Raw genomic sequence first — 12519 nt, 5'->3', positions numbered from 1 at the left:
GCATCCGAGCAGTCTGCGGCCCCTCGCGCTCCCGCAGGAACGTCGATAGTCGGCACGCCGAACTCACGATCCGATGCGCGAAGGTGCATACTTCGAGCCTCGAATCGCCGGAAGTGCGCACGGGAATGGAAACGCCTTAGTCCGGTCGCGGCCACCCCTCGCACATGGCTGACACCGACGGGGACGGCGACGAGGAGGCGACCACGAGTCGAGCGTCGGGCGCGAGGTGGTTACGGTGACGAGCGTCAAGGAGTTCCGCGTCGAGCGCGAACCCACGGCGACCACGCTCGGGCGCGGGTCGTTCGTCTTCACCGACGACTACTCGGTGTTCGACTGGGGGAAGATGCCCGACGAGATTCCCGACAAGGGCGCGAGCCTCTGTGCGATGGGCGCGTTCAACTTCGAGTCGCTCGAAGACGAGGGCGTGCCGACGCACTACCGGGGAGTGATAGACCCCGACACCGACGAAATCGTCGCGTTGGCCGAGACGGAGGACCCGCCGACCGAGATGGCCATCGAGTTGACCCAAGTCCCCGACCTGCCCCACGAGGGCCGCGACTACGACTACGAAGCCTACCACGAGGCGGCGGGCGACAACTACCTGATTCCGCTCGAAGTCGTCTTCCGGAACAGCGTCCCCGTGGGGTCGAGCCTCCGGAGACGGACCGACCCCGCCGACCACGGCCTCGACTTCGCGGAGTGGCCCGAGGGCGTCGTCCAGTTGGAGGAACCCATCGTGGAGTTCTCCACGAAGTACGAGGAGGGCGACCGCTACCTCTCGCGTAGCGAGGCCGACCGCATCGCCGGACTCGCGGACATCGAGGAACTCGAATCGGTCGCGCGCGAGGTCAATCGCGTCGTGACCGAGCGGGCCGCCGAGGCCGAACTGGTCCACGAGGACGGCAAAATCGAGTGTTGTTACTTCGACGGCGAGGTCCGGGTCGCCGACGTGGTGGGCACCTTCGACGAGAACCGCTTCACCTTCCACGGCCAGCAGGTCAGCAAGGAGTTCGTCCGCCAGTACCACAAGCGCACCCAACCGGAGTGGGTCGAGGCGGTCGAAGCGGCCAAACGCGAGGCCAAGGAGCGGAACGTGGCCGACTGGAAGTCGCTGTGCGAGGCGTCGCCCGAACCGCTGGACGACGGGGTTATCGAGGCCGCGCGAGACCTCTACGCTGCGGGAACCAACGCCTACGTCGGCCGCGAGCTGTTCGACGCGCCGTCGCTGGAGGACGCTGTGGCTGTGGTTCGGAATCTCTGAATAATTCTGCTCTGCTCGACTTCGGTTTCAGGCGCTCTCTCGATTTTCTATCCGAGCGTGCGTTCCGTGACTTCCTTCTCGGCGCGCGCTGGCGCGACCTCGTGTCGCGCCATCACTGTGCGAGGGACGAGTAGCGCAGCGAAGCGAGCAACGCAGGAGGCTGGGGAGGTGTGAGGCTGTTGCGGGGCGGTGGCGGTGCGGTTGCGGTCAACTCCTCGTTGTCGGCAGTAGCTAGCGCACGTCCGGAAAAGAATAGAGAAGCTAGCTACTGCCGACTCCTATCATACCGCCCCGCACAGCACCGCCACCTCGTCCTCCCCAACCTCCTCGGTCACTCCCTCACTCCGTTCGGTCGTCCCTCACGCACGTCGCTCGCGCGCCGAGAATCGAAAAGAAGACTCGTCCAAAAGAGAATTCAGCCCCGGCTACTCCCGCCGCGAAATCGAGACCGGTTTGCTGAACGACGCTCTCCACGACGACCAGTAGGCCTCACAGACCAACCACACCAACAGGGTCAACACGATGGCCGCGAGCGCCAGCACCTCCGGGCCGCCCATCCAGACCGGCGTGACGTACATCAGGCCGTTCGCGGTCCGGCCGGGGAGCAGGCCCCGGACGACGGCCCACGCGCGGTCCAGCACGCCCGGTTGCTCGCGGTCGGCCGCGACCTGTCCGCCGGAGTCGCCCGTACTCGCCTCGCCGCTACTGCCACTCCCGCCGCTTCCCCCGCCGAGGTTCGCCTTCGCCGCCGAGGGACCGCCCGTACTCTCGTCGCCGGTGTTCAGTCGCTCGGACTCGTAGGGGAACGCCACGTCCACGCTCCAGACGACTTCGCCCTGCTGGTTGACCTCGAAGACGCGGTTGCCGTTCGAGTCGGTGATGAGCGTGTGGCCGTTCGGCAGGCGGTCGGCGTCGCGGGGCCACTGCATCCGGGCGTCCTGCCACTTCCACGAGCGGACCCACTCGCCGTTCTTGCGCTGGTACTCCACGACGCGGTTGTTCTCCGAGTCGCCGATGAGAACCGCGGGACCGCCGTTCGAGGCGCTGATGTAGTCGGGGTTGTGCTGTTCGTAGATGATGCCGTGCTTGCCGTCCTCGCCCAGCGTCCGGTTCTCGACGAGACCGGTCTGGCGGTCGAGGAAGATCACTTGGTCCTGATTGCGCAGGCTCGCCATGATGGTGCCGTTCGCGAGGACTTCCACGTCGTTGAGGTGGGTCCAGTCCTCGGGGTACGGCCCGCCGCTGGCCGTCGAGTAGTTGGTCTGGGCGTCCCACGACCACTCCACGAGACCGCTGGTCGTGTTGACGACGTACACGCGGTCCTGCGCGATGTCGGCGATGACCAGACTGTCCTCGTCGAGTCGGTCGGCGTCGTGCCACCGCGTCGAGTGCTTGCCGGGGGTGATTCGCCCGTAGAGGCGGGTCGTCTCGCCGGTCGTGAGGTTGACGCGCTCGACCACGTTCCGGGTGCAGGGTTCGGTCGCGTGGCACTCCGAGGCGTTGAGGTGGTCGGCCGCGACGTACTCGACGGTGGTCTCCGTGCCCTTCACGGGGTCCACGTCCCAGTAGCGGGTGTGCGTGTCGTTGTAGTACATCACGCTCCCGTTGGGCGCGAACGCGACGAGTTCGGCGCGCGCTCGCGGCCCGTCTCCGGCCTTCCCCATCCAGGTGTTCGAGTCGGTGGCGACCACCGTGATTCCCTCCCGCGGGGCCGCGTCGAACGCCGGTCGCCCGTCCACCGACGACGACGAGGCTTCGGCGGACATGTAGCCGGAGGCGACCACGAACGACGACGCGACGACGATACCGACGAACAACACTCTAACGGCGTCCCGAAAACGCATCGTCCCGGAGTTTACGGCGGACCGTCTTTGTTATCCGGCGACTAAGCGCGCGCATCGTCGCGTTACCGGCCGGGAAATCGGGGGACAGAATGGAAGACAGCACCGAGAGACGGAATCGGAGAGAAGCGCGCGGCGGCCGACCGCTCGCCACGAAGCGCCGTCAGTCGTCGGACCGGGGCGGCGCGACCGGTCGCTCGTCGGTCGGTTCGTCGGGGGTCGCGCGGTCGAGTTCGGCGGGCATCCCGAGTTGGTAGGCCGCGTCGTCGGTCCCGCCGTCCGCCTCGGCGGTCGCCACTTCCGCGTCGTCGGTCCCGCCGTCCGCCTCGGCGGTCGCCACTTCCGCGGCGTCGTCCCGGAGTTCGGTCCGGCCGCGGTGGACGCTCACGTCGTCGTTGAGGTGGAGGCGGACCGCTTCGAGCAGCACGTCGGCTTCGAGTGGTTGGCCGCGCTCTTTCAGCGTCTCGACGCTCGCGCCGTCGGGCACGTTGAACGCGCGCTGGGCGACGATGGGACCTTGGTCCAAGTCGGTCGTGACGTAGTGGGCGGTCACGCCCGCCAGCCGGACGCCGGCCTCCTTGGCCTGCCGGTAGGCCTTCGCGCCGGGGAACGCGGGCAGGAGGCTCGGGTGGACGTTGATGATGCGGCCCTCGTACCGGAAGACGACGTTCGGGCCGAGGATACGCATGTAGCGGGCCAGCACCACGAGGTCGATGTCGTACTCCCCGAGGAGGTCCAGCAGTTCGTCCTCGTCGGCGTTGCCCTCCTCGTCGCCGACGTCGTGGAACGGGATGCCGTACTCGGTGGCGACCGGTTGGAGGTCGGGGTGGTTACCGACGACGACCGAAATCTCGGCGTCGAGGTCGCCCTCGGCCGCGACCTCGCAGAGCCGTTCGAGACAGTGGCTCTCCTTCGTGACCAGCACCGCGATGCGCTTGGTCTCGCGGTCGTCGGGGAACCGCACGCGCACGTCCACCCCGAGGTCGTCGCCGAGTTCGTCGAGGTCCGCGCGGAGGTCCTCGCGGGTCCCCTCCAACTCGGTGGCGTCCACGTGCATCGTCATCCGGAAGAGGTCGTCGCGGACCGCCTGATCGAGGTCCTCGATGTTGATTCCGCGCTCGAACAGCAAGGTCGTGACGCGGGCGACGAGTCCGGTGTCGTCGTCGCCGACGACGGTGATTTCGGTGAGTTCGCTCCGGGTCATCGTACCACCTTCGCGGGGGACATAGATGCAGGTGTTGAGGGGACTCGACACCAAAAGGGGACGCTTCGGTGCAAGATTGCCGAATGTATGCACGTTTGTGAAACGACCGCGGATTCCGAAAGGGCTTTTGAGCATGAACGACCATCTCGAACCGATGACTGCCTACACCGCCACGGTCACGGTCCGCCTGAAGGAGGGCGTCCTCGACCCCGAGGCAGAGACGACCAAACAGGCGCTGGAGCGACTCGGCTTCGAGTTAGACCACCTGCGCTCTGCCGACCAGTTCGAACTCGACTTGGACGCCGAATCCGCGGACTCGGCCGCCGAGCGCGCCGACGAGATGGCCGAGCGCCTGCTGGCGAATCCGACCATCCACGACTACGAGGTCGAAGTCGAACAGCGATGACGGTCGCAATAATCCAGTTCGGCGGGAGCAACTGCGACCGGGACGCCCGGCGCGCGCTCGACCACCTCGACATCGACGCCGAACTCGTCTGGCACGAGGACGGCCTGCCCGAGAACCCCTCGGGCGTCGTGCTCCCCGGCGGGTTCTCCTACGGCGACTACCTCCGGGCGGGCGCTATCGCGGCGAACAGCCCCATCATGGCCGAGGTTCGGGAGGCGGCCGAGCGGGGCGTGCCCGTCCTCGGCGTCTGCAACGGCGCGCAAATCGGCTCCGAGTCGCGCCTGACTCCCGGCGCGTTCACGACCAACGCCTCCGCGCGGTTCCAGTGCGAGCGCGTCCACGTCCGGGTCGAGAACGCCGACACGCCGTGGACCGCCGACTACGAGGAGGGCGAGGTCATCGAGTTGCCCATCGCGCACGGCGAGGGTCGCTTCGAGGTGACCGACGAGCATCTGGCGGAACTGAACGACGAGAACCGCGTCCTCCTCCGGTACTGCGACGAGGACGGGAACGTCACCGACGCGGCCAACCCCAACGGCTCGAAGGAGAACGTTGCGGGCGTCCTCGGCGAGTCGGAATCCGTGGCGGTGCTGATGCCGCACCCCGAGCGCATCTCTCTCCCCGACGTCGGCGGAACCGACGGACAGGGCATCCTGCGCGGGTTCGAAGCGTAGTCAGGGCCGCGACGCCCTGCGATTGCCGCGACCGTAGGCGTAGAACAGTAACCAGACGAGTATCACGACGACGAACCACGCGACGACGGCCGCGACCGACCACGCCGAGACCGGTCCGGCGGGAACCGCCAGCGGGTCTCCGGCGACGACCGACGCGCCCGACACCCCCAGCATCGGACTCGCGCCGCCCGTCAGTGGCGTGCCGACCGTCATCGTTCGATGGAGATCGGCGTGTCGCTGGCTATCCACTGGTCGTCGGTCTCGTCGCTGTTCCGAATCTCTATCCAGCCGTTCGAACAGAAGATAGTTTCGTAGTCGCCCCATCCCTCGGACATGTGTCCGACACACCGGACGGCGACCCGACGAACTCCCCGGTCGCCGGATGCCGTCCCAGTGTGCCACCCCCACGACGACGGAAGGCGAGCGAGGACTTTGTTATCCGGCGGGTATTCGGCGGGTAGGTGGGGCTTAGCCGTTCGCAACCGCGATTGAATGGCTCGTTTCCGTCGCCTGCCCGCGGTTGTGTTCGTTTCGACGCGCCTACGGGCGCTTCGGCCTCTCGTTATAGTTGTTTATCTGACTTTTCATCGAGGCGCGCTCGGTGACGTTTTAAGGGGACTGGAAGGGCCGCCCGCTCGCGGTTACACTCGCTTCGCTCGCGTGACCGCGAGCGGGCGGTGGTCGTCAATGTCGCCTTCCTCCCGTTCTCGACGCGCGTTCGTTCGGGAACGTCGTCGGGCACATGGACCGTACGCCTCCCTCGGTGCGACAGAAGACACTAGTCGGCCGACGACCATCACCCCGCCATGCTCTCCAGACGCGCGTTCTTGCGGACCTGCGCCGGTGCGACGCTCCTCGGCGTCGCCGGCTATCTCGGCTCCGGCGGCGGCCCGTCCGACGGAACGCCCACCGACACCGGGACGACGACCGAATCGACGACGCCCGCGACCTCGACGCCCGAAACGACCGCCGCGCTCGCCGACCATCGAGTCGGATACCTACGAGCCGTTTCGCGGGCTGGTCGTCGGCGACCGCCCCGCTTCGCCCGGCGATTTCTACCAGACGCCCCACGTCTGGGTCTGGAACCTGACCGGCGAGCCGACGACTATCTCGGTCGCGGTCGCGACCAGCGGCACGGAACTCCGCCGCGTCGAGTCCGAGTTTCCGGCCGGAGCGCCCCTCGCGGTCGTGTTCCGCGAGCGGCGGACCTACGATGTGTCGGTCAGCGTCGGCGACCGCGTGGCGAGCGTCACCGTCGAACCGGACCGCTTCTGGTGCAACGCGACCGGGACCGACGTGCAGGTCCGCTCGGACGCAATCGAGACCGGGACGGTCTCGACTTCCATGGCCTGCACGACGACCGCCTCGGAGTCGGCATGAATCGCCGCGCCCTCCTCTCGGTCGGCGGGTCGGGGCTGGCGGCGTCGCTCTCGGGGTGCCTCTCGTCGCTCCCGTTCGGCGGCGGGCCGCCCGAGGTCCGGGAAGCGTCCGGGCCAGCTCCGGCCCGGCTCCAGCCCGCCGTTCCGAGCCTCCACGCCGATTCGACCCGCGCGACGCTCGTCGTCGGCGACGAGGGCGACCGAGACGAACAGGTCTGGGTCTGGAACGAGACCGGCGAGAAGCGAACGGTTAGTATCGAAATCGGCGGGAGCGCCGGCGCGGAGCCGTGGTTTCGGGAGCGCTACGACCTCGCCGCCGGCGCGAACCTCGCCATCGACCTGCGCGAGAAGCGCGACTACGCGATTCGAGTCTCCGTCGGCGACCGGACGAAGACGGTCGAGTACCCTGAGTCGCGGTTCGACTGCAACGCCACGGCGACCGACGTGGTGATTCGAGACGGGAAGTTCGAGGTGGCGAGTATCCAGACCACTGAAGGCTGTGGTGGCGGGCTATGGTAGTAATTGATAGATTGAGCGGGAACGTGAGAGCCGACTAACCGGCAGTGACGGCGAGAATCGACCGACGAGAACGGCGGGAAGCTAGCTTCAGGCTTGAACACAGGAGTCACCGCAACTACACGGTACCGCCACAGCACCGTGACCGCGCCAGCGCGCGCCGGGATTGATAGTCGAGTTAGTCGAACCCGGAGAAAACAGAGAGACCGAGACGGGTCCGAAACCGACGCTTACCGCGCGAGCGGCAGACTGAAGCTCTTCTCGCGCTCCACGACGGCCTCCCACGTCGCCTCGCACTCGCAGGACACTTCCTCGAAGACCGAGGGGTCCTGCCGGAGGTCGAAGTCTTTGATGGCCTTCTGCACGCGGTCGTCGCACTCGCCGCAGTTGTGCGGGCCGCGGTCCGAACCGTGGCCCACCGGGTCCGAGACCACGATGGCGTCGGCGTCCGCGGTCGATTCGAGCACCTCGGCGACCGACCAGAGCCACGGCGGGCGGTAGCCGTCCCGGAAGTACAACTGGTCTACCATCGTGTAGCGCTGGACGTTCGTCGGGTTCATCGAGACTGTGTGGGCGTACTCGGCGCACCTGCGAACGGAGGACTTCATGTCCTCGATGGCCTCCGACTCGCTGAGGAACGGCGGCTTCATCAGCAGGTAGGCCTTGATTCCCGCGCCGGCGGCCTCGGCGTGTTCGCTCGCCTCGACGTAGTCCTCGAAGTCGAAGTACTTGTTCACGCAGTCGTGGCGCACGCGGTCGGTCGCGGTTTCGAGACCAATGGCCACGTCCGTATCGAGGCCCTGCGCGGTGAAGTCCTCGATTTTCTCCTGCTCCACGAAGTCCGGCAGACTCTCGACCACGATGCGATCGCGGTCCGAAAACGTCTCGGCGATGGCCTGCCGCGTCTCGGCGCCGACCTCGCGTTCGTCGAGGAACGACCCGGAGGTGTAGATTTTGATGAGGCCCGACTCGCCGTCGGCCTCGCCCGCCTCGATTTGCTCCTGCTCGTGGTCGAGACAGACCCGAATCTGGTCCATCAGCGCCTCGTGAGCCACGGAGCCGCCCTCGACAGACTCGGCGACGTAGCCGCACATCGTACATCCGCCGGCGCGCGCCCACCGACACCCGCCGGTGTTGAGGATGATGGTGAGGCTCTGATAGACCCCGCCGGGCGTCCGGTCCTCGTCTATCCAGACCCGCGTGGGTTCGTGGGGGTCGTAGGTCTCGTCCTTCTCGGCGCGAATCTCGCGCATCACCTTGTTGTGGGCGTCCATCCCTCGCCCCTGCTCGTAGACGTCGGGCGTCGGCTTGCTCATTGGGCGTGGGTAGCGTTCGGGCGCGTAAATCGGCTTCGGGTCCGACGCGAAAGGGGTCGTGACTCCTACTGCATCCGATTCGAAGAAGCCGCTGACTCGCTCGACAAGGGGACACTTCGACTCCGGCGCGCACGAGCAACGCAGGAGGCTGGGGAGGTCTGAGGTGCTGTGCGGACGCGGTGCGGTTGCCTCCTTTTTGTCGGCAGTAGCTACCGCGTCCTCGACTGAAACGCAGAGCTAGCTTCAGGCTTGAGCAAATCATACCGCACAGCACCGCTCCGCATCAGGCCTCGTCCTCCCCAACCTCCTCCCTCACTGCGTTCGGTCGTCCCTCGCGCGCGTTGCTCGCGCACGCCGGAGTAATCTACTACGAGTATCGAATTCCACGAGTCTCGGCCCGGACCTACGAATCCACGTCCGACGATTTCTCGCGCTCCCGAGACCCGCCCGCGAAGTTCACCAGAAGCCGCCACCCGAGAACCGCCGCGCCAGCGCCCACGCCGTCGGCGAGCATGTCCGCGACCGAGAAATGTCGGCGCGCGAGCGGGGCCTGCACGAACTCGATGCCGACGCCGTAGCCGACCGAGAGCAGGGCCGCGAGCGCGGCCGTGACCGCGGGACTGCGGCCGGGAGCGAGCGCGCCCGCCAGCGCCCCGGCGAGCGCCGCGTACGCGAGCGCGTGGAGCCACTTGTCGATGCCGAACACGCCGAGCGGACCGAGCGACGGGAGGCCCGACGACGGCGAGTCGAGGACCGAGGCGTAGAAGATGCCGCCGGCGACCACCGCGACCGCGAGCCAGCGGAGCCACGTCGGCGGACGGAGCGCGTCCAGTTCCATCGGCCGAGGATTGCGACGTGTCGCGCTAAAAACCACCGGTCGGCGAGTCGTCGCGTACCGGTTCGGACTCCGACCCCGTGACCGACACCGCCGCTTACATTCGGCCACGTCATAGTTATGTTACATGCTGGGTGCGATACTCGAAGTCGGCCTCTCGCTGGTCGAGGCGGTTCTCGAACTCTACCGGCGTCTGCGCTCGGACGACGAGTCCGACGGGTCGTCGGGGCGGGGTTCGTAACCGATACCGGTTACGCGTTCAAGGCAATCACTAACACGTTTGCGGCCCAATACAATGATACACCGTTACTATGACCGACCTCGGCGGATACCAAGACAACGTCGCCCGAATCGACCTGAGCGAGGAGGGGGTAGACTACGAGAGCATCGACGACGAGGACGCCCGGAAGTACATCGGGGCGCGCGGCCTCGGCGTGAAGTACGTCTTCGACCAAGGACCGGACGTGGACCCGCTCGGCCCGGACAACCTGCTGGCGTTCATGAACGGCCCGCTGACGGGGACCCAGACCGTAATGAGCGGTCGCATCGCGGTGGTTACGAAGTCGCCGCTCACGAACACCGTCACCGACTCCCACCACGGCGGCTGGTCGGGCGCGCGACTCAAATGGGCCGGATTCGACGGCCTGCTGTTCGAGGGCGAGGCCGAGGACCCCGTCTACGCCGTCGTCGAGGACGGCGAGGTCGAACTGCGTGACGCCTCCCACGTCTGGGGCTGGGGCGTCCACGACACCGTCGAGGAGTTGGGCGACGAGGTGGACGGACAGGTCGGCAAGAACCTCTCGGTGATGGCCATCGGACCGGGCGGCGAGAATCAGGTCCGGTACGCCTGCATCATGAACGAGGACGACCGGGCTTCCGGCCGGGGCGGCACCGGCGCGGTGATGGGGTCGAAGAACCTCAAGGCCGTCGTCGTCAAGTCCTCGACCAAGATGCCCAAGCCGGCCGACCAAGAGACCTTCCAAGAGGGCCACAAGCAGGCGATGCAGGTGATTCAGGAGTCCGACGTGACCGCCCCGAACGAGGGCGGCCTGTCGATGTACGGCACCAACGTCCTGATGAACCTGACCGAGGAGATGGACGGCCTCCCCACGCGCAACGCGAGGAACACCTCGACCAGCAGCGAGGCCGAGGAGGACCCCTCCGAACCGAACATCGACGCCGAGAAGGTCTCTGGCGAGAACGTCCGGGAGAACATCCTCGTGGACGAACCGACCTGTCACTCCTGTCCCGTCGCGTGCAAGAAGGAAGTCGAGGTGGACGTCCACCACAAGGGCGAGGACCACAACATCCGGATGGAGTCCTACGAGTACGAGTCGGCGTGGGCGCTCGGTCCGAACTCGATGAGCGACGACCGCGACAAGGTCGCGATGATGATAGACCGCTGTAACGACATGGGCGTCGATACCATCGACGTGGGTAACACGATGGCGATGGCGATGGAGGCGACCGAGAAGGGTCACATCGAGGAGGGCCTCGACTGGGGCGACGCCGACACGATGATAGAGATGATAGAGCGCATCGCCCACCGCGAGGACGACCTCGCGGACTCGCTCGCGGAAGGCGCGGGCAGGGCGGCCGCCGAGTTCGGCGACCCCGACATGAGTCTCGACGTGAAGGGCCAGACGATGGCGGCCTACGACCCGCGGGCGATGAAGGGGATGGCGATCGGCTACGCGACCTCGAACCGCGGTGCCTGCCACCTCCGGGGGTACACCCCGTCGGCCGAGATTCTCGGCATCCCGACCAAAGTGGACCCCAGCGAACCCGAGGGGAAGGGCGAACTCTGCGCGACGTTCCAGGACCTCCACGCCATCAGCGACTCGTTCGACATCTGCAAGTTCAACGCCTTCGCGGAGGGCATCGAGGAGTACGTCCTCCAGTTCAACGGCATGACGGGACTGGACTTCTCCGAGGACGAACTGATGGAGGCGGGCGAGCGCATCTACAACCTCGAACGCTACTACAACAACCTCGTCGGCTTCGACGGGAGCGACGACGACCTGCCGGCCCGGTTCGTGGAGGGGGACCCGAAGGCGATTCCGGGTCAAGGCGGCTCGGAGGGCCAACTCGTGGAACTCGACCAACTCAAAGACGAGTACTACGAGGTCCGCGGCTGGGAGGACGGCGTGGTCCCCGACGAGAAACTGGAGGAGTTGGGCATCGACATCGGTCCCGGAACCGGCGTGAGTTCGGGCGGTGCGGCGGCCTCCGGCGACGACTGAACTCGCCCGTTCCGTCGGTCCGTTTTCTCTCATCGTTCAGTGACGTAGCGGTGCGAATCCGACCGCTACGGCTATTCTTGTCGCAAGATAACGTTTGTCATGGACATCCGCGAAGCGACGCCCGACGATATCCCGACCGTCCGGTCGGTCGCGCGCGAATCGTGGCTGAACGCGTACGCCGACGTACTCCCCGAGTCCGTCGTGGAGGACGCCGTTTCGGCGTGGTACGCCGACGAGACGATGACCCGAATCGTCGGCGACGACGAGCAGGCCTGTCTGGTCGCGGTGGACGACCGGAGCGGGGCGGACGAGATCGTCGGGTTCGCGCACGGCGCGACGGACGGAGACGAGGGCGACCTGCTCCGCCTCTACGTCCACCCGGACCGCTGGCACGAGGGAATCGGGACCGCGTTACTGGACGCGATGGAGGACCGCCTCACCGAGATGGGCGCCGACCGCGTGCAGGCGATGGTGCTGGCCGACAACGAGATGGGCAACGCCTTCTACGAGGACCGGGGCTTCGAGAAGGTCGGCGAGGCCGAGACGCGACTCGACGGGCCGACCCGGACCGAGAACGTGTACGCGAAAGCATCGTAACTCGACACTGGATATATAATCTACTTTACATTCGTGCCGTCCGAACATCGCTCACAGTCCTATCGTCCGGCCGCCCCCGCCAGTCGTACCGTCCGGTCGCACTCCGGCGCGCTCGCGTGCGAGCGCGCCGGGACCGAATCCCCTTCCCTCCAGTATTGCTCGCTAATGAAATTTTCCTCGGGCGGGGTGGCAATTTCTGCCGGTATTCGCCGTGGTAATCTTTCACGAGAATACATTCTTTCGGCGC

At 66.7% G+C, this 12519-nt stretch carries 13 protein-coding genes; 7 read left to right on the top strand and 6 right to left on the bottom strand.

What is annotated here, in order from left to right; all coding sequences use genetic code 11:
• Positions 1-235: 235 nt before the first annotated feature.
• Entirely contained in the window at positions 236-1261 is a 1026-nt protein-coding gene (locus M0R88_RS03775) for a phosphoribosylaminoimidazolesuccinocarboxamide synthase (protein WP_248655635.1), read from the top strand.
• Between the two features lie 425 nt (positions 1262-1686).
• On the opposite strand, the gene M0R88_RS03770 is transcribed toward M0R88_RS03775, so the two are convergent.
• On the bottom strand, positions 1687-3105 hold the full coding sequence (locus M0R88_RS03770; protein WP_438267197.1) for an arylsulfotransferase family protein: 1419 nt from the start codon (positions 3103-3105) through the stop codon (positions 1687-1689).
• 160 nt (positions 3106-3265) lie between these two features.
• Complete coding sequence (locus M0R88_RS03765) at positions 3266-4306, bottom strand: formyltetrahydrofolate deformylase (protein ID WP_248655633.1); 1041 nt, start codon at positions 4304-4306, stop codon at positions 3266-3268.
• A gap of 154 nt (positions 4307-4460) precedes the next feature.
• Between M0R88_RS03765 and purS the strand changes: the two genes are divergently transcribed.
• Both purS and purQ read left to right on the top strand, forming a co-directional pair.
• Positions 4461-4712, top strand: coding sequence for a phosphoribosylformylglycinamidine synthase subunit PurS (purS, locus tag M0R88_RS03760; RefSeq protein WP_248655632.1), 252 nt, complete (start codon positions 4461-4463; stop codon positions 4710-4712).
• Complete coding sequence (purQ, locus tag M0R88_RS03755) at positions 4709-5386, top strand: phosphoribosylformylglycinamidine synthase I (protein ID WP_248655631.1); 678 nt, start codon at positions 4709-4711, stop codon at positions 5384-5386. The genes purS and purQ overlap by 4 nt, the downstream gene beginning before the upstream one ends.
• On the opposite strand, the gene M0R88_RS03750 is transcribed toward purQ, so the two are convergent.
• Complete coding sequence (locus M0R88_RS03750) at positions 5387-5599, bottom strand: hypothetical protein (RefSeq protein ID WP_248655630.1); 213 nt, start codon at positions 5597-5599, stop codon at positions 5387-5389.
• Entirely contained in the window at positions 5596-5721 is a 126-nt protein-coding gene (locus tag M0R88_RS18640) for a hypothetical protein (RefSeq protein WP_256468578.1), read from the bottom strand. The genes M0R88_RS03750 and M0R88_RS18640 overlap by 4 nt, the downstream gene beginning before the upstream one ends.
• A gap of 508 nt (positions 5722-6229) precedes the next feature.
• Between M0R88_RS18640 and M0R88_RS03745 the strand changes: the two genes are divergently transcribed.
• Together M0R88_RS03745 and M0R88_RS03740 are read left to right on the top strand one after the other, a co-directional pair.
• Positions 6230-6766, top strand: a complete 537-nt coding sequence (locus M0R88_RS03745; RefSeq protein WP_248655629.1) for a hypothetical protein — start codon at positions 6230-6232, stop codon at positions 6764-6766.
• Positions 6763-7284 (top strand): hypothetical protein, encoded by a 522-nt coding sequence (locus M0R88_RS03740; protein WP_248655628.1) that lies wholly within the window; start codon positions 6763-6765, stop codon positions 7282-7284. Before M0R88_RS03745 ends, M0R88_RS03740 begins: the two co-directional genes overlap by 4 nt.
• A gap of 227 nt (positions 7285-7511) precedes the next feature.
• Here the strand turns inward: M0R88_RS03740 and M0R88_RS03735 are convergent, their stop codons facing one another.
• Both M0R88_RS03735 and M0R88_RS03730 read right to left on the bottom strand, forming a co-directional pair.
• Positions 7512-8597 (bottom strand): archaeosine biosynthesis radical SAM protein RaSEA, encoded by a 1086-nt coding sequence (locus M0R88_RS03735; protein ID WP_248655627.1) that lies wholly within the window; start codon positions 8595-8597, stop codon positions 7512-7514.
• A gap of 403 nt (positions 8598-9000) precedes the next feature.
• The gene (locus M0R88_RS03730; RefSeq protein WP_248655626.1) at positions 9001-9435 is read right to left on the bottom strand and encodes a VanZ family protein; all 435 of its coding nucleotides are present in this window, start codon (positions 9433-9435) and stop codon (positions 9001-9003) included.
• A gap of 308 nt (positions 9436-9743) precedes the next feature.
• Between M0R88_RS03730 and M0R88_RS03725 the strand changes: the two genes are divergently transcribed.
• Both M0R88_RS03725 and M0R88_RS03720 read left to right on the top strand, forming a co-directional pair.
• Positions 9744-11675, top strand: coding sequence for an aldehyde ferredoxin oxidoreductase family protein (locus tag M0R88_RS03725; RefSeq protein WP_248655625.1), 1932 nt, complete (start codon positions 9744-9746; stop codon positions 11673-11675).
• A 99-nt stretch (positions 11676-11774) separates the two neighbouring features.
• On the top strand, positions 11775-12272 hold the full coding sequence (locus tag M0R88_RS03720; protein ID WP_248655624.1) for a GNAT family N-acetyltransferase: 498 nt from the start codon (positions 11775-11777) through the stop codon (positions 12270-12272).
• The last annotated feature ends 247 nt before the right edge of the window (positions 12273-12519 follow it).

The sequence above is a fragment of the Halorussus gelatinilyticus genome, assembly GCF_023238445.1.
Lineage (GTDB): Archaea > Halobacteriota > Halobacteria > Halobacteriales > Haladaptataceae > Halorussus > Halorussus gelatinilyticus.
This window is presented reverse-complemented; position numbering and strand designations above follow the sequence as displayed.